17 protein-coding genes, 1 other RNA gene and 1 pseudogene are annotated in these 16,743 nt (G+C 71.1%); 9 read left to right on the top strand and 10 right to left on the bottom strand.

Translation table 11 applies throughout. The annotated features are described in order from the left end of the window. Positions 1-50 precede the first annotated feature (50 nt). Both BN1187_RS11575 and BN1187_RS14690 read right to left on the bottom strand, forming a co-directional pair. Positions 51-1,355, bottom strand: a complete 1,305-nt coding sequence (locus BN1187_RS11575) for a glutamine synthetase family protein (protein ID WP_218184691.1) — start codon at positions 1,353-1,355, stop codon at positions 51-53. A gap of 87 nt (positions 1,356-1,442) precedes the next feature. Continuing rightward, positions 1,443-1,874 (bottom strand): FAD-binding protein, encoded by a 432-nt coding sequence (locus BN1187_RS14690; protein ID WP_218184645.1) that lies wholly within the window; start codon positions 1,872-1,874, stop codon positions 1,443-1,445. Positions 1,875-1,879: 5 nt separating this feature from the next. Between BN1187_RS14690 and BN1187_RS14695 the strand changes: the two genes are divergently transcribed. Beyond that, positions 1,880-2,041, top strand: coding sequence for a hypothetical protein (locus BN1187_RS14695; RefSeq protein WP_218184646.1), 162 nt, complete (start codon positions 1,880-1,882; stop codon positions 2,039-2,041). On the opposite strand, the pseudogene BN1187_RS15240 reads toward BN1187_RS14695, so the two are convergent. Both BN1187_RS15240 and BN1187_RS15245 read right to left on the bottom strand, forming a co-directional pair. Beyond that, positions 2,008-2,898: pseudogene (locus BN1187_RS15240) on the bottom strand (FAD-binding protein); the annotation flags it as partial. The gene BN1187_RS14695 and the pseudogene BN1187_RS15240 sit on opposite strands and share 34 nt — an antisense overlap. Then, positions 2,805-3,155, bottom strand: coding sequence for an FAD-binding protein (locus BN1187_RS15245; protein WP_218184647.1), 351 nt, complete (start codon positions 3,153-3,155; stop codon positions 2,805-2,807). The pseudogene BN1187_RS15240 and the gene BN1187_RS15245, both read right to left, overlap by 94 nt. Before the next feature lie 202 nt (positions 3,156-3,357). Between BN1187_RS15245 and BN1187_RS11585 the strand changes: the two genes are divergently transcribed. The 3 genes from BN1187_RS11585 to BN1187_RS11595 all read left to right on the top strand — a co-directional run bounded on the left by BN1187_RS11585 (position 3,358) and on the right by BN1187_RS11595 (position 6,768). Further along, the gene (locus BN1187_RS11585) at positions 3,358-5,106 is read left to right on the top strand and encodes a serine hydrolase domain-containing protein (protein ID WP_218184648.1); all 1,749 of its coding nucleotides are present in this window, start codon (positions 3,358-3,360) and stop codon (positions 5,104-5,106) included. A gap of 190 nt (positions 5,107-5,296) precedes the next feature. Next, positions 5,297-5,995 (top strand): SatD family protein, encoded by a 699-nt coding sequence (locus BN1187_RS11590; protein ID WP_097677336.1) that lies wholly within the window; start codon positions 5,297-5,299, stop codon positions 5,993-5,995. Next, complete coding sequence (locus tag BN1187_RS11595) at positions 5,992-6,768, top strand: hypothetical protein (RefSeq protein ID WP_040161886.1); 777 nt, start codon at positions 5,992-5,994, stop codon at positions 6,766-6,768. Before BN1187_RS11590 ends, BN1187_RS11595 begins: the two co-directional genes overlap by 4 nt. An 18-nt stretch (positions 6,769-6,786) precedes the next feature. Here the strand turns inward: BN1187_RS11595 and BN1187_RS11600 are convergent, their stop codons facing one another. Continuing rightward, positions 6,787-6,987: a hypothetical protein gene (locus tag BN1187_RS11600; protein WP_040163156.1), complete on the bottom strand. Its 201-nt coding sequence runs from the start codon at positions 6,985-6,987 to the stop codon at positions 6,787-6,789. Positions 6,988-7,049: 62 nt separating this feature from the next. Between BN1187_RS11600 and map the strand changes: the two genes are divergently transcribed. Further along, positions 7,050-7,913, top strand: coding sequence for a type I methionyl aminopeptidase (map, locus tag BN1187_RS11605; protein WP_040161889.1), 864 nt, complete (start codon positions 7,050-7,052; stop codon positions 7,911-7,913). 21 nt (positions 7,914-7,934) lie between these two features. Here the strand turns inward: map and BN1187_RS11610 are convergent, their stop codons facing one another. The 5 genes from BN1187_RS11610 to BN1187_RS11630 form a co-directional block, all read right to left on the bottom strand. Continuing rightward, positions 7,935-8,510: a dihydrofolate reductase family protein gene (locus BN1187_RS11610; protein ID WP_040161892.1), complete on the bottom strand. Its 576-nt coding sequence runs from the start codon at positions 8,508-8,510 to the stop codon at positions 7,935-7,937. A 70-nt stretch (positions 8,511-8,580) separates the two neighbouring features. Further along, positions 8,581-8,992, bottom strand: an RNA gene (gene rnpB / locus BN1187_RS11615) — RNase P RNA component class A. Between the two features lie 111 nt (positions 8,993-9,103). Continuing rightward, positions 9,104-10,534, bottom strand: a complete 1,431-nt coding sequence (locus BN1187_RS11620; RefSeq protein ID WP_040161895.1) for an RNB domain-containing ribonuclease — start codon at positions 10,532-10,534, stop codon at positions 9,104-9,106. Between the two features lies 1 nt (position 10,535). Next, positions 10,536-10,760 carry a hypothetical protein gene (locus tag BN1187_RS11625; RefSeq protein ID WP_040161896.1) on the bottom strand — a complete coding sequence of 75 codons (225 nt, stop codon included), beginning with the start codon at positions 10,758-10,760 and terminating at the stop codon, positions 10,536-10,538. Positions 10,761-10,832: 72 nt separating this feature from the next. Continuing rightward, the gene (locus BN1187_RS11630; RefSeq protein ID WP_040161899.1) at positions 10,833-11,576 is read right to left on the bottom strand and encodes a zinc ribbon domain-containing protein; all 744 of its coding nucleotides are present in this window, start codon (positions 11,574-11,576) and stop codon (positions 10,833-10,835) included. Between the two features lie 98 nt (positions 11,577-11,674). On the opposite strand from BN1187_RS11630, the gene BN1187_RS11635 reads away from it, so the two are divergent. From BN1187_RS11635 to BN1187_RS11650, 4 genes are all read left to right on the top strand, one after another. Then, positions 11,675-12,238 carry a histidine phosphatase family protein gene (locus tag BN1187_RS11635; protein WP_040161902.1) on the top strand — a complete coding sequence of 188 codons (564 nt, stop codon included), beginning with the start codon at positions 11,675-11,677 and terminating at the stop codon, positions 12,236-12,238. Positions 12,239-12,335: 97 nt separating this feature from the next. Next, the gene (locus BN1187_RS11640; protein ID WP_040161905.1) at positions 12,336-13,814 is read left to right on the top strand and encodes an aminopeptidase P family protein; all 1,479 of its coding nucleotides are present in this window, start codon (positions 12,336-12,338) and stop codon (positions 13,812-13,814) included. A 16-nt stretch (positions 13,815-13,830) separates the two neighbouring features. Further along, complete coding sequence (locus tag BN1187_RS11645; RefSeq protein WP_052462637.1) at positions 13,831-14,877, top strand: magnesium and cobalt transport protein CorA; 1,047 nt, start codon at positions 13,831-13,833, stop codon at positions 14,875-14,877. A gap of 67 nt (positions 14,878-14,944) precedes the next feature. Further along, complete coding sequence (locus BN1187_RS11650; RefSeq protein WP_040161908.1) at positions 14,945-16,258, top strand: TrpB-like pyridoxal phosphate-dependent enzyme; 1,314 nt, start codon at positions 14,945-14,947, stop codon at positions 16,256-16,258. Positions 16,259-16,743 lie beyond the last annotated feature (485 nt).

Genomic DNA, 16,743 nt, shown 5'->3' on the forward strand with positions numbered 1-16,743 from the left:
CAAACTGGAGGCCCGGCGCGATCCCTCACGGGCCGCTCGGGCGCCGCGCCTCAGAGCGAGGGCAGCAGCTTGGTCAGCTCCAGCTGGGTGACCTCGCGCATGTACTCGTCGTACTCGGCGCGCTTGTTACGCAGGACGAAGTCGTACACGTGCTCGCCCAGGGTCTCGGCGACGAGCTCGGACGACTCCATCGCCCGCACCGCCTGCTCGAGGGTGCGCGGCAGGCGCTTGATGCCGAGGGCTTGACGCTCGCGGTCGGTCAGCGTCCACACGTTGTCCTCGGCGGGCTCGGGCAGCGGGAGTTCGTTCTCGATGCCGTCCAGCCCGGCGTTGAGGATCAGCGCAAACGCCAGGTAGGGGTTCGCCGCGCTGTCGATGGAGCGCAACTCGATGCGGGCCGAGGACGACTTGTTGGGCTTGGTCATCGGCACCCGCACCATCGCGGAGCGGTTGTTCTGCCCCCAGCAGACATAGGACGGCGCCTCGCCGCCCCCGGCCAGCCGCTTGTAGCTGTTCACGAACTGGTTGGTGACGGCGCTGATCTCGGCGGCGTGGTGCAGAAGGCCGGCGATGAAGTGGCGTCCCGTCTTCGACAGGTTGAACTCGGCCGACCCGTCGTGGAAGGCGTTGCGCTCCCCCTCGAACAGCGAAACGTGGGTGTGCATGCCCGAGCCGGGGTGCTGCGTGAGCGGCTTCGGCATGAAGGACGCGAAGAGGTCCTGCAGCGCCGCGACCTCCTTGATCACCACCCGGAAGGTCATGATGTTGTCGGCCATGGTCAGCGCGTCCGCGTAGCGCAGGTCGATCTCCTGCTGGCCGGGGCCGCCCTCGTGGTGGCTGAACTCCACTGAGATGCCCATCTGCTCGAGCATCGTGATCGCCTTGCGGCGGAAGTCGGTCCCGGCGCTGGTCGTCGTGTGGTCGAAGTAGCCGCTGGAGTCCACGGGCTCCGGCACCTGGCCCGGGACGATCGGCGGCTTGAACAGGTAGAACTCGATCTCGGGGTGGGTGTAGAAGGTGAAGCCCATCTTGGCGGCCTTCTCCAGGGCGCGCTTGAGCACGTAGCGCGGGTCGGAGAAGGACGGCGAGCCGTCCGGCAGCCGGATATCGCAGAACATGCGGGCGGTGCCCTGGGTCGTCCCGCGCCAGGGCAGCGACTGGAACGTCCCGGGGTCGGGGTGCGCGACCATGTCGGACTCGTAGACGCGAGCGAAGCCCTGGATCGCCGATCCGTCGAAGCCGATGCCCTCGTTGAAGGCGCCCTCCAGCTCGGCCGGCGCGATCGCCACGGACTTCAGGTAGCCCAGGACGTCGGTGAACCACAGCCGGACGAAGCGGATGTCGCGCTCCTCCATCGAACGCAGGACGAACTCGGTCTGCTTATCCATGCCGACAGTCTGCCGCGCGCCGTGTTACGTGGGGGTTACAGACGGACGGGAGCACTACGCCCGGCCCGCCGCGTCCTTCGCCGCGATGTAGCCGAAGACCAGCCCCTGCCCAATCGTCGCTCCCGCGCCGGGGTAACAGGTCCCGAACGCGTTCGCGGCCGTGTTGCCGATCGCGTACAGGCCGTCGATCACCGAGCCGTCCTCGCGGTGCACTCGCGCCCGCTCGTCGGCGACCAGTCCGCCGCAGGTGCCGAGGTCGGAGTTCACCATCCGCACCGCGTAGAGCTTCCCCGACAAGGGGCGCAGGTTCGGGTTCGGGGTCACGGTCGGGTCGCCGTAGTAGTTGTCGTACCTCGACGCCCCACGGTTGAAGTCGCGGTCGTAGCCGGTCGACGCCATCTCGTTGAACCGCGTCAGCTGCTCGCCGAAGGCGTCCGCCGGCACGCCCATCTTGGCGGCCAACTCGGCCGGGGTCGGGGCGTCCAACGGCGATGCCGTTGCTGTACCAGGCCTTCGGCAGCGGCATGCGCGGCATGCTGATGGTGCCGAACACGTACGAGTTCTGGTACTCCTGGTCGAACACGATCCACATGTCGCCGATCGGGTCGCCCTCGTTCTCGCGCTTCAGCCACTGCTGGCCGAAGGTCATGTAGTCGATCGACTCGTTGATGAACCGGCGCCCGTCGGCACCCACGATGAACGAGCCGGGGAGCGATCGCTCCGCCAGCATCACGGTCGGCTTCTGACCAGGGAGAGGCGCGATCGACGGGAACCACCACGCCTGGTCGAGCAGGTCGGTCGCCGCGCCCACGGCCGTCCCCGCATCGATCGCGCCGCCGACGTTGCCGGGCGAGCCGTGCGTCCACTCCTCGAGCGCGTCGGACTGCCACTGATGACGCTTGGCCATGTTGTGATCGAAGCCGCCCGCCGCGAGGACGACGCCCCGGCGCGCGGTGATCCGCGCCTCTTCGCCCCGCTGCCGGACGACGGCGCCGGTCACGCGTCCGTCCTCGACCTCCAGACGCACGAGGTCCGTGTTGAGCCAGTAGGGAATGCCCGCGTTCAGGACGCCGGCGAACAGCCCCGCCGCCAAGGCCTGCCCGCCCGCGAGGTACTCCCTACCGAGGGCCATGCCGCCGATGCCCTGGATCACGCGCTGCATCACCCTGGGGATGCCCTTCCCCGGCACCTTCGCCATGAGGTTCATCCAGCGGTAGTCGGGCGACGTGATCGGCATGGGCACCGGCGCCGCCAGGTCGGTCGGACGCAACTCATAGCGGTGCTCGCCCAGCGCACCCTTGGCGTCGAAGGGCTTCGCCTCGCACGAGCGCCCGGACGCCGAGCCGCCCGGCTCCTCCGGGTGGTAGTCGGCGTAGCCGTAGTCGTGCTGGAAGCGCAGGGGCGTCAGGCGGCGCATCATCTCGACGGTCTCGGCGCCGTGCTCGACGTACGCGCGGCGCCGCTCGACGGGCGCCGAATCGCCGACGACGGCGTCCAGGTACGCGTTGCCGAGCTCGGCACTGTCGTAGACGCCGTTGTCGGCCAGGATGGAGTTCGCCGGAATCCAGAAGGCACGCCCGACAACGCCGTCGATCCGCCGACGTACTCCGTGGACTCGATGATCAGGACGTCGAGCCCGGCCTCGTGCCCGGTCAGCGCGGCGGCCAAGCCGGTCCCTGACCCCACGACCAGCAGGTCGACGGTCGTGTCGAGAACCCGCCGCTCCTGGTTTCCAGCGGCCTCCGTGGGCGAGGTGGCCTCGCCCATGGTTCCTCCCTGAACTCAGTGTCGCTCCGAGACTAGGCACATCGGTCCCGACGTGCGGGTGTTATCGCCAGATTGCACCAGCGGACGCCGCAGCCCCCCTTGCCGGGGACAAGGGTCCGTGACAAGGTGTGATTCGGATAGAGACACCCTCATCCGACACCTTTCACGGCAACGCCGCCGACCCCCTCCGAAAGGATCCCTCATGACCATGGTGCAGCGCCTCACCGCGTTCGCCTCCGCCGTCGTCCTCAGCCTGAGCGCGCTCGCGGGCGTCCCGGCCGACGCCGCCGGCGTCCGGGGCAGGTTCGATCAGCCCCAGCAGGGCTTCATGCCCGCCACGACCCGCTTGCGCGAGGGCACGCCCGCGCGCGCCAAGCTGGACCCCGCCCCCATCGAGGCGGCGCTCGCCCAGATCGAGGCCGTCCAAGAACCCAGCGGCAGCACGCGCCCGCTGCAGGCCGGTTCGGTCGTGCTGATGGCGCACGACGGCATCATCGCCAAGCGCCGGGCGTCCGGCTACGCGGTGCGCTACGCCGACGGGTCCGGCACCGAACTGCCCCCCGCCCAGCGCGTCGCGATGCGTCCCGACACGATCTTCGACATGGCGTCGGTGTCGAAGCTGTTCACGTCGATCGCGGTCGTCCAGCTGCTCGAGGAGCGCAAGATCGAGCTCGAGGCGCCCGTCGCCCGCTACCTGCCCGAGTTCGGGAACAACGGCAAGCAGGCGATCACGGTGCGCCAGCTGCTGACGCACACGTCCGGGCTCGTCTCGTGGCTGCCGCTCTACTCCCAGTACCCCGACAAGGCCAGCCGCATCAAGGCCGTCATGGACACCACGCCCACCTCCGCCCCGGGCACGACGTACCTGTACAGCGACCTCAACCTGATCACCCTCGGGGTCCTGGTCGAGAAGCTGCGTGGACGCCCCCTCGACCGGGTCGTGGAGCAGCGCATCGCGCGTCCACTTGGCATGACCGACACCGGATACAACCCGCGTCCCGACAAGCTGTACCGGGTCGCGGCGACGGAGTACGCGCCGGTCAACCCGGGCGAGGCGCCGCAGATCATCCGCGGGCTCGTGCACGACGAGAACGCCCGCTCGCTGGGCGGCGTGGCCGGGCACGCCGGCGTCTTCTCCACGGCGGAGGACATGGCCGTCCTGTCGCAGACCTTGCTCAACGGCGGCGCGTACGCCGGCAAGCGGATCCTGAAGCCGGCCAGCGTCGAGTTGATGATCACGAACTTCAACAAGGCCTTTCCGGGCGACGCGCACGGCCTCGGCTTCGAACTCGACCAGCGCTGGTACATGGCGGGTCTGTCGAGCCTGCGGACCGCCGGGCACACCGGTTTCACCGGCCCGTCGCTGGTGATCGACTTCGCGTCGCGCTCGATCGTCGTGGTGCTGGCCAACCGAGTGCACCCGTCGCGCAACTGGGGCTCCAACAACCCCGTCCGTCGCGCAGCCGCCCAAGGGCTGGCGCTCGCGTTGGCGGTCAAGCCGGCGAAGGGCCGCACGGCCTGGTTCACCGGCGTCGTGGACGGGACGACGTCCACCCTGACGACCGACGTGGACGCCGCGACGCCGGCGACCCTGACGTTCCAGACCTTCGTGGACACCGACGAGAGCGACAAGCTGTTCCTGGAGCGGTCGGCCGACGACGGCAAGACGTGGACGGCGGTGCCCTTCGAACTGACCCTCAAGGGCGTCTCGACGGCGACCGACGGCTCCTACACGGCCTCCGGCCTGCGGCAGTGGCAGCGCGCGCGGGCCGTGCTCGCCGCCGGGCGGTACCAGCTGCGCTGGCGCGTCACGACCGACGCGATCTACCTCGGCCGCGGCGTCTACGTGGACGACATCCGCATCGCCGGCGCGAACGGGCGCCTGCTGCTGAACGGAGAGGGGCAGCCCGAGCGCCTCGTCGCCGACGGCTGGACGGCCGCCACCCGCTGACCGACAGCGTCCCCACCGTCGAGCCGGGCGTCACCAGCGGTGACGCCCGGCTCTCTGGTGCCAACGGTCCGAGCGCGATCCCCTCCCGCGGGTCAGCGCGTCGGCTGTGGAGGCGGCCCGGGAGGTGAAGCCAATCCCTTCGTTCTGGCGGAATGAAGCTGATTGCTTCACTTTTGCTGAATGAAGACATATGCTTCAGCCGAAACTGTCGGAGGCGTCCGGCAGAGTGGGCACCAGCGAGCGAGGGGAGGACGGCGTGACGACCGTGGCCGCGCTGATCGGCGACCTCGTCGGGTCGCGGCGGGCAGGCGATCGCGCCCGCCTGCACGGGGCCCTCACCACCGCGCTCTCCCGCACCCGGCGCGAGGTCCCGGCCGTCCACCCGCTGGGCGTGACCGTGGGCGACGAGTTCCAGGGCGTCTACGCCACGCTGGGGGCCGCGCTGGAGGCGTCCTACCGCGTCCGGCTCGCGCTGGCCGGGCTCGGCGACGCGCGCTTCGGCATCGGGCTGGGGACGGTCACGGTGGTCGACGAGGCGTCCGGCATCCAGGACGGGTCGGCCTGGTGGGCGGCGCGCGAGGCTGTCCAACGGGTCGAGGGACTCGCGGAGCAGCCCGCCCTGGCCGCCCTGCGCGTGCGCGTCGTGCCCGCCGCGGGCCTCCCCGATCCCGCGCCCGAGCTGGACGCCGCCCTGGCCACCCTCGACTTCCTCCTGCACCGCCTCGACGAGCGGTCCGCGCGCGTTCTGGCCGGGCTGCTCGGCGGGCGCACCCAGCGCGAGATCGCCGAGACCGAGGGCGTCTCGCCCTCGGCGGTGTCGCAGCGGGTGCGGCGCGACGGGCTCGAAATCGCGGCGGGGGCCATCCGCCGGCTGAGGGAGGCAGCATGACCTGGATCGCCCTGTTCCTGCTCAGCTTCGGGCTCGCGGACGCCGTCGGCAGCCTCCGCGACCGGCCGGGCTGGCTGGCGCCCGCCGTGGGCGGCGCCGCGTGGCTGGCCGGCCTTCTGACCGGCGGCCTCGCGGCCGACGCGGGCAGCTGGATCGTGTTCGCGTGCGGGGTCGCGGCGCTGCTGTGGTGGCGGCGCGAGGCCCCGGTCGCCGACCGCGACCGGTCCACCGCCCGACGGGCGCTGCTCGCTTTCGGCGTCCCCCTCGCGCTGCTGCTGGCGGCCTCGGGGCTCTCCCCCAGCGTCGGCGGGCCGCTACGGATGTGGCTCGGCAGCAGCCAACTCCCGGCGCTGGCCGGCCGCCCGGCGGCGTGGGTACTGATCCTGCTGGCCACGGCGCTGTTCAACGTGTCGTCGGCGAACCTGCTGGTGCGCGCGGTGCTCGTCGCGGTCGGGGCGTCCCCGTCGGCGGCCCAGCAGACGCCCGGGCCGGCGACGCTTCGTCCGGCTCAGCGGCTGCGCGGCGGACGGCTGCTCGGCCCGATGGAGCGGCTGCTCATCCTCGGCCTGACGGCGGCCGGGACGCTGGAGGCGGCCGCGCTCGTCATCGCTGCCAAGGGGCTGCTCCGGTTCCCCGAACTGCAGGCGGTGGCGCGCAGCGACGTCCCGCTGGGGCACAAGTCGACGACGGTCGACGAGGTCACCGAGTACTTCCTCGTCGGCAGCTTCACCAGCTGGCTGATCGCGCTGGGCTCCGCGGCGCTGGTGGGGTGAGGCGCCGCGCGGCGTCCGTCAGCGCTTGTCGTCGTCCTCGTCGTCGTTGAAGCGCGGATCGTTGTCCCACTCCTCGTTGCGTTCCTGCACCTTCTCCAGGGCGTGGGCGGCTTCCTCCCGCGTCGGGTAGGGGCCCAGCCGGTCCTCGCTCCTGCACGCCTCGAACGGCTCCACCGCGTGGTGTTTCAGGCAGTAGTACCACTGTCCCTCGGCCATCATGTCCCTCTCCGTCGAGGCGGCCCGCCGGGGGTCCGCCGTGACGATCACACTATGATCGGCCCGTGACACCGATCAAGCCTTATCCCATCACCCCCCGCCGTCCCGTTCCCCCGTCGATCGAGCGGCCCGTCTACGTGGACGTCGACGGCCCGGAACGCTACGACGGCCCGGACGTGATGGACGCCGACGTCATCGAGCGGATGCGCGAGGTCGGCCGCATCGCAGCCGACGCGATGTACGTGGCGGGCGACGCGGTCGCCCCGGGTGTCACCACCGACGAACTGGACGCCATCGCGCACGAGTACATGCTCGATCACGGCGCCTACCCGGCGTCGCTGGGCTACCGCGGCTTCCGCAAGTCGATCTGCACCTCGGTCAACGAGGTCATCTGCCACGGGATCCCCGACGCGCGCCCCCTCGAGGACGGCGACATCGTCAAGATCGACGTGACCGCCTACAAGAACGGGGTCCATGGCGACAACTGCGCCACGTTCCTGTGCGGGGACGTCGACGAGCAGTCGAAGCTGCTCGCCGAGCGCACCCGCGAGGCGATGAACCGGGGCATCAAGGCCGTCCGGCCCGGGCGGCAGGTCAACGTGATCGGCCGCGTCATCGAGGCCTACGCCAAGCGGTTCGGCTACGGCGTCGTCCGCGATTACACCGGCCACGGCGTCCACACGGCGTTCCACTCGGGGCTGGTGATCCCGCACTACGACCACCCGTACTACAACACGACCATGCAGGTCGGCATGACCTTCACCGTCGAGCCGATGCTGACGCTCGGTGACTACCGCTCCCACGTCTGGGACGACGACTGGACGGTCGTCACCAACGACCGCAGCCGGGTCGCCCAGTGGGAGCAGACGCTCGTCGTGACGCCGGAGGGCTCGGAGATCCTGACCGTCCCCTCGCGCCCGCTGGCCTGACCCGGCCCGCGGGCGGTCCGCTCAGCGCGTCCGCACCTGACGGTACGTCTGCAGCACCACGCCGCCGGGAAGCTCGTCGGCGGCGGTGAGCTCGTAGGGGCGCGGTCCGCCGGCGGGCAGCAAAGGGATGCCGGAGCCGAGGAGGACCGGGTTCACCTTGATCTGGATCTCATCGATCAGCTCGACCAGCTGGGCGGCCAGGTCGGCGCCGCCGCACAGCCAGATGTCCCTGCCCGGCTCCTCCTTCAGCTGCCGGACGGCGCCGGCGACGTCGCCCGAGATGACGCTCAGGCCCTCGGCGTCGGGCAGAGCGCGGTGGGTGGCGACGACCTGCCGCAGGTGCGGATAGGCGCCGCCGGTGAGGCCGGCGTCCAGCGCCGGCTGATAGGTGCGATACCCCATCACCACCGTGTCGAAGCGGCGCGGCGGCGCGTCCACCCCGAGGGCCTCCCGCGCGTGCGCCGGGCACGTCTCCGGATAGCGGTCGAACAGGACGGCGAGCGTGGCCGGGTCCTGCGGGAACGCGGAGAAGTCGCCGTCGGGGTCGGCGATGAAGGCGTCCAGCGAGGCGGCGACGTAGTAGACGAGGTCGCGCATCGTTCTCCGTTCACAGCACACGTGTCGTGGTTGCCTTGGCCAGCCACCGTCGGCAGTCCGGGCTTCTGAGGGGACGAGCCGGCCTATAAGCCGGATTCTGTGACCGCATGGGCCGGCGATCATCCATCTGCGACGGCTGTTGCCAACCGCCTTCGGCCTGCCCGGAGGCAGAGCCGTGCAACCTACCCGGACGCCTCGCGCGGGCAACGCTCGAACGGCGTCCGCGGGCCCGAAGGCCCTTCTTGGTCTTGCTCCGGGTGGGGTTTACCGAGCCGCCCCAGTCACCTGGGGCGCTGGTGGTCTCTTACACCACCGTTTCACCCTTACCCTGGCGGCCGGTGGTCGCCCACCGCGTTCCAGGGCGGTCTGTTTTCTGTGGCACTGTCCCGCGGGTCACCCCGGGTGGGCGTTACCCACCACCCTGCCCTGTGGAGTCCGGACTTTCCTCGACGCCGCGGCGCCGCGACCGCCCGGCCGACTCGTCCAGCGGAGCAGTTTACGCGGCCAGCGTCGCGAAGCGCCAACTGAGACCGCCACCGCGCACGCGGGGCCGGCCACGCGCCCGCCTGGACGGCCCCGTCCGGGCGGGTTGGTCAGCCGCGTACCTCGAACTGGACGGTTCCCTCCAGCAGGTCGGCCTTCACCAGGACGGACTGCTGCTCCTCGCCCAGCTTCATGCCCGGCCCGCTGACCGGGCCCTGCACGGCGGGGTCGGTGAGCTGCATGGTGCCGCGGCCCTTCTTCTCGTCGAGCTCGATGACGGTGCCGGTGAACGTCGTGCCGACGTAGGGCGTCAGCACGAGCGCCTCGACGAGGTCGATGATGCCGCGCTCGTACTTCTTCGCGCGCTGGTCGGCGGCGGCCATCTCCGCGGGCAGCGCGTCGAGGGCGTCCAGCACCCAGGCGGGCACCGGCTGCCCGGACGCGATCGCGAGGCACACCTCGTTGGCGTACCGGTCCACCAGCCGGCGCAGCGGCGCGGTGCAGTGCGCGTACGGCGTCGCCAGCGCCGCGTGCAGCGGCTGTTCGGGCGCGGTGCCGTTGAACGCGGCATAGCCGGCGCCGCGGAACAACGTCGTGCACGCGTTGAGCATCGCGGCGTGCGCCGGGTCGGCCGGATCGAGCGAGCGGACGAAGTCGGGGTAGGCCATCTGGGCGGGCCACGCGATGTGCAGCCCCTTCGCGACGTTGTGAAGCCGGTCGATGTCCCCGGGCTTCGCGGGCGGTAGCGTGCGGACGATGCCGACCTTCGCGTCCAGCATCATCGTGGCGGCGCAGATGCCGGTCAGCAGCGAGATCTGGGCGTTCCAGCCCTCGACCGGGAGCGACGCCCGGAACTCGAGCTTCCAGACGTCCCCCGTCGCGTGCACCTCCTGATCGGGCACCGGAAGGCTGACGCCGCCGCGGTCGATCTCGACCTGCTCGCGCAGCTGCCCGACGGTGCGCAGCAACTGCAGCATCGGCGAGGCGGAGCCGTCGTCCAGCGCCGCCTGCACGCCGGGATAGGTGAGCTGCTCACGGCTGCGCACGCGGGCGCGGCTGACGCTCACGCCGGTCACCTCGCCCGCCTTGTCGAGCGCGATGTCCCACACCACGGCGGGCCGAACCTGGCCGGCAAGCAGGCTCGCGGCGCCTTCCGAGAGGACGGGCGGGTGCAGCGGGGTGCGCTTGTGCGGGGCGTACAGGGTGACGCCGCGGGCGTGGCACTCGGCGTCGATCGCACCGCCGGGGCGGACGAACGCGGCGACGTCGGCGATGGCGTAGCGGACGCGGTAGCCGTCACCCTCGGCGGCGATGTGCAACGCCTGATCGAGGTCCTTCGACCCTTCGGGGTCGATGGTCACGAACTCGATCCCCGTCAGGTCCTGCTCGGGCAGCGCGGGATTGCGCGCCGCCTGCTCGGCCTCGGCGAGGACCTCGGGCGGGAAGTCCGCGGGGACGTCCAGCTGGTCGTTGAGCCGCGCCACCCCCGCGCGCAGTTCCTCGGGGATCGCCTCCCGGACGCGGACCTGGCGCGCCGGCACGTCAGCGCTCGGAGACGGGGCCGGTCGGGTCCTGGGTGGGACGCGTCACGCGGGTGTCCTGTTCACCGGCGATCGCCGGCGCGGGCATGCCGTCCTGCTCGGACTCCTCGGCGGGGCGCTCGCGGCCGGCGCGGTCGTCCATCGGCTCGGCGGGCTCGCCATGCATGCCCGTCGCCTGCGGGCGGGCGTCGTTGGCGGGATCGGTGTTGCTGCTCTGCTCAGTCACGGCCCCATCCTCCCTAACCGGGGGCCACAACGAAAGTGCCTCGCCCCAACGGTTCGGTCACGGACGCTCGGCTCACAGCCCCGATTCGCCGGTGCGCACCAGGATGCGGTTGCACTCCTCGCACCGCAGGACGTCGTCGGGCGCGGCCGCCCGGTAGCGGTTCAGATCGGCGCTGTTGGCCTCGAGCTGGCAGCCGCCGCAGCGGCCGTGCTGCAGTTCGGCCGCCCCGACACCGCCCCCCTTCGCGGCGATCTTCGTGTAGAGGGCCAAGAGGTCCGCGGGCAGCTCGGCGGCGACGGCGCCCCGCTCGAGCGTGCGCTCCGCGATGTCGGCGTCGATGGTCGCGAACGCCTCGTCCCGCCGCGCCACCAGATCTCGCAGGCCGGCGTCGTCGGACGCCCGACGCTCGGTGAGCTCCGCGAGTTCACCCTGGGCGGCCTCGGAGCGCTCCATCACCTCGAGCTGGGCATCCTCGAGGTCGGAGATGCGCCGGTGCAGGTGCTCGATCTCCTCGGTCATCGAGCGCAGCGCCTTGGGGTCGCTGACCGACCCGTCGTCCACGCGCTTTTGGTTACGGGCCAACCGCTCTCGGACGGGGACGAGGTCTGCCTCCGCTTTCGCGAGCTCACCCTCCAGGTCGGAGCTGCGGGTGCGGGCGGCGACGATCTCCTCCGACAGCGCCGTCCGGCGCCCCTGCGCGCCGGCGATCTCCTTCAGTTCGGGCAGGGTCCGGCGGCGATGCTCCAGCTGGGCGAGGTTCGTGTCGAGCGCCTGAAGATCCAGGAGCCGTCGCTGTGCTTGCGGAGCAGCCTTCATGGTGCGTCCTCTCCTCGTCCGCCGTTCGAACCGCTGAACCGCCACTCTAGCGTCCGCAACAGGTGCGGAAACGGGCCGGTTCAGGCGAAGATGGTCCCATGACAGACCTCTACCTCGTCCGGCACGGGGAGACCGAATGGAGCAAGTCGGGCCAGCACACCTCGGTGACCGACCTGGAACTGACCGAGCACGGCGTCGAGCAGGCGAAGTCCCTGCGCGACCGCCTCGATCCCGCTGAGTTCGGCCTCGTCCTCTCCAGCCCCCGCACCCGCGCCCAGCAGACCGCCCGCTACGCCGGCTTCACCGACTTCGAGATCGACGACGACCTCCAGGAGTGGAACTACGGCGACTACGAGGGCCTCACCAGCAAGACCATCCGCAAGGAACACCACCCGGGTTGGCGCATCTGGTTCAACGGCTGCCCGAACGGCGAGAGCGCCGAACAGGTGCGCGCCCGGCTGACGCACGTCGTGCGCCGCGTCCGCGAGTCCGGCGTCGACAAGGCCATCTGCTTCGGCCACGGGCACAGCTCCCGCGTGCTGGCGCTCAGCTGGCTCGACTTCCCGATCATCTTCGGCCAGAGCTTCCCCGTCGAGGTCGCCAGCGTCTCGGTGCTGGGCCGCGAGAAGGAGTCGTGGGCCATCCTGCGCTGGAACAGCTGACCGGCACCTCCGTCCGATCCGCCCTCCCCGTCACCACGGGGAGGGCGGAGTACGTTGGACGGCGGAACGCGCGAGTCGCTCGAAGGAGACGTAACTGATGACGAGCAAGAAGCAGCCCCCCAAGCTCGACAACCGGCAACAGCCCTTTTCGGAGGCGTTCGTCGAGTTCATCCCGCAGAACTGGGCGCCCTACGACACGACGCTGCCCGAGCGGCTGCCCGCGGCCGAGGCCGCAGTGGCGCGCAGGGACGCCGTCGCCGCCGCCTTCCCGGGCGAGCGCATCGTCATCCCGGCGGGACCGCTGAGGACCCGCTCCAACGACACCGACTACCGCTACCGGGCGCACACCGCGTTCGCCCACCTCACCGGGCTGGGCACCGACCGCGAGCCGGACGCCGTCCTGGTGATCGAGCCGACCGGGGAGGGCCACGAGGACGTCCTCTACTTCCGGCCCCGCGCGCCGCGGACCGACCCCGAGTTCTACGCCGACGCCCGCTACGGCGAGATGTGGGTGGGCCAGCGCGAGTCGCTGGAGGAGATGGAGGCCTTGACCGGGCTCGGCTGCCGCCACCTCGGCGAACTGCCCGTCGACCTGGCCGACACCGGATCGATCGCCGGCGTCCGGGTGCTCCGCGACGTGGACGCCCCCGTCACCGCGCTGGTCGACGAGGTCGCTCGCGCCGCCGGCTCCGAGCGTGACCCGCAGGCGGACGCCGAGCTGGCCACCATGGTCTCCGAACTGCGCCTGACCAAGGACGACTTCGAGATCGCGGAGCTGCAGGCGGCGTGCGACGCCACCGCAGAGGCGTTCGAGGCGGTCGTCCGGGAGTTCCCGCAGGCCGTCGCCAAGGGGCGTGGCGAGCGGTGGGTCGAGGGCGTCTTCGGCCTGCACGCCCGGCACGCCGGCAACGCCGTCGGCTACGACTCGATCGCCGCGGCCGGCGACCACGCGAACACGCTGCACTGGATCCGCAACGACGGCGACGTCCGGCCCGGCGACATGATCCTCATCGACGCCGGCATCGAGCTCGACAGCCTCTACACCGCCGACATCACCCGCACCCTCCCCGTCACGGGCACCTACTCGCCCGAGCAGCGCAAGGTCTACGAGGCCGTCCTCGACGCCCAGCGCGCCGGCATGGCCGCGGCGCGCGCCGGGGCGACCTTCTCCGACGTGCACGACGCGGCGATCCGGGTGGTCGCGACGTACCTGCACGAGTGGGGCATCCTTCCCGTGGACGTCGAGCAGTCCCTCGACCCGACGCGCGGCGGACATCACCGGCGCTGGATGGTGCACGGGACGTCCCACCACCTCGGCATGGACGTCCACGACTGCGCCCAGGCGCGCAACGAGCAGTACCGGCACGGGACGCTGCGTCCCGGTATGGTCATCACGGTGGAACCGGGGATCTACTTCAAGTCGACCGACCTGATGGTTCCGCCCGAGTTGCGCGGCATCGGCGTCCGCATCGAGGACGACATCCTCATCACCGACGACGAGCCCCGAATCCTGTCCGACAAGCTGCCCCGCGAGCCGGACGCCGTCGAAGAGTGGATGGCACGCCTGTTGCCCTGACTCGAAAGGAAGGGCCATGGCGTCGAGCAGCCATGCGCGCGCAGCCAGGCAGAACGCCTACCAGCTGACCGAGCGGCCGGGCGTGAGCTGGGCGTGGTACGCGGACGGACGGCGGCAGCCGACCGACGACTTCCGGCACGCCGTCGAGAGCGCCCGCTCCGACGCGGGCTACGTCTGGCTCGGGCTGCGCGACCCGTCCGAGGAACTCATGGACGACGTCGCGATGCTGTTCGAGTTGCACGAACTGGCCAGCGAGGACGTCATCGAAGGCCACAAGCGCTCGAAGCTGGAGGCGTTCGACGACAGCCTGTTCATGGTCATCTCCACCGTCGACTACGTGGAGCACGACAAGCTGACCGAGACGTCCGAGATCGTGTCGACCGGCGAGATCATGGTGTTCCTCGGGTCCTGGTACGTCATCACGGTGCGCAAGGGCGGCCGCCCGCAGATGCGCAACCTGCGCCGCGGGTTCGAGAGCGACCGCGCCGAGATGGAGATGGGCCCCTGGCGGGTCCTGTACCGGGTGCTCGACCTCGTCATCGACGACTTCGCGGAGACAGGCCGCGAGATGGAGACCGACGTCGGAGAGGTCGAGGCGGCCGTCTTCGCCAAGGACGGCACCCACGAGATCGAGCGGCCCTACCAACTCAAGCGCGAGCTCATCGAGTTCAAGCGCACCGTGCATCCGCTGCAGGCGCCGTTGACGGTGTTGCAGACCCGCCCCTTCCCCGCCATCCCCGAGGACGCGCGCGCCTACTTCCGCGAGCTCGGCGACCACCTGCTGGCCACGCGCGAGAGCATCGCGTCGCTCGACGAGGTGCTGACGTCGGTGCTGAGCGCCGCGCTCACCCGCACGTCCGTGGCCGACAACCAGGACATGCGCAAGATCTCCGCGGCGGTGGCGATGCTGGCGGTGCCGACGCTGATCGGCGCCATCTACGGGATGAACTTCGACAACATGCCCGAGCTGCACACCAAGTACGGCTACTTCGTGGTGCTCGGCGTGATGGCCACCGGCATGCTGCTGGTCTGGCTGTACTTCCGCCGCAGGCGCTGGCTCTGAGGACGCCGCGGCTCCCGCATGGTGAAGCCGCCCACCGGCCGCAGGGCGTCCCCTCTACGATGCAGGCGTGGCTGACAACGTGACCAAGGTCGTTCTCGACGAGTCGGAGATCCCCACGCACTGGTACAACATCGTGGCGGACTTCCCGACCCCTCCCCCACCCCCGCTGAACCCGGCGACGAGGGAGCCCCTGGCTCCCGACGACCTGGCGGCGATCTTCCCGATGGGGCTGATCGAGCAGGAGGCCAGCACCGAGCGCTGGATCGAGATCCCGGCCGCGGTGCGCGAGGTCTACCGGCTGTGGCGGCCGTCCCCGTTGTACCGGGCCCGCCGGCTGGAGGCTGCGCTCGAGACGCCCGCCCGCATCTACTACAAGTACGAGGGGGCCTCGCCGGTCGGCTCGCACAAGACGAACTCCGCGGTCCCGCAGGCCTACTACAACAAGCTCGCCGGGCGCACGCGGCTCACCACCGAGACCGGCGCCGGCCAGTGGGGCTCCGCGCTCGCGTTCGCCGCCGAGACGTTCGGCCTGGCGTGCGACGTGTTCCAGGTGCGCAGCACCTACGAGGGCAAGCCGTACCGCCGCATGCTGATGCAGACGTTCGGCGCCACCGTCACCCCGAGCCCGTCCGACACCACGGACGCGGGCCGCGAGATGCAGCGCCGCTTCCCCGACACCCCTGGCTCGCTCGGCATGGCGATCTCGGAAGCCGTGGAGGAGGCCGCGAAGGACCCGAACGCATCGTACTCGCTGGGCTCCGTGCTCAACCACGTGGCCCTGCACCAGACGATCATCGGCCAGGAGGCCCTCAAGCAGCTGGACGCCTTCGACGAGGCGCGTCCCGACTACCTGTTCGCCTGCGCGGGCGGCGGGTCGAACCTCGCCGGCATCGCGTTCCCGTTCATCCGGGAGAACCTCGAAGGCCGCGCGCAGACCCAGATCGTGGCCTGCGAACCCGCGGCGGCGCCGTCGCTGACCCAGGGCGAGTACCGCTACGACCACGGCGACGTCGCGGGGCTCACCCCGCTGCTGAAGATGTACACGCTCGGCGCCGACTTCGTGCCGTCGCCGGTGCACGCGGGCGGGCTGCGCTTCCACGGCATGGCGCCGCTGGTCTCGCACGCCTACGACTCCGGGCTCTTGTCGGCGATCGCGCTGGGCCAGCGCGAGGCGTTCGAGGCCGGCGTCCTGTTCAGCCGCACCGAGGGCATCGTCCCGGCGTCGGAGTCGAACCACGCCATCGCCGGCGCCGTCCGCCGCGCCCGCCAGGCGAAGGAGGAGGGCTCCGAGGAGGTCATCGTGATCGGCGTCTCGGGCTCCGGGCAACTCGACCTGCCGGCCTACGCCGACTTCCTGGCCGGCACCATGATGGACGCCTGAGGCGTCGCCCCGGGGCCGACGACACGAGGAGGCGGGACCGGCGCTCTCGCCGTTCCCGCCTCCTCGTGATGTGTGTGCCCGCCCTCACCGGGGGTCAGGAGCGCGGTTCCTCGTCGTCCAGCGAGCGCGGGATGTCGCCGACGGGACGGTCGGTGCCGGCCTCCCACTGCCGGGACTGCTCGGCGGTGCGGTCCTCCGGCCGGTACTGCCGCTGATCGAACGCCGCCGACGAACCGCCCCGCTGCGTGGTCGGCTGCCACTGGCCCTCCTGGTCGTGAGCCTCGGGCTGGCCGTACCCCTGCTGCGGAGGCTGGTAGCTCTGCTGCGGAGACTGCCCGTAGCCCTGCTGAGGCTGCTGGCCCTGCTGCGGGTAGCCCTGGCCGTACCCGCCCTGACCGTAGGCGGACGCCGCGCCGTAGCCCTGGGTCTGTCCGTAGCCCGGCTGGCCGTAGGGCTGGGCCTGCTGGCCGTAGCCCTGCTGGCCC

Origin of the sequence: Nigerium massiliense (assembly GCF_000826085.1) — a bacterium.
Taxonomy (GTDB): Bacteria; Actinomycetota; Actinomycetes; order Propionibacteriales; family Propionibacteriaceae; genus Propioniciclava; species Propioniciclava massiliense.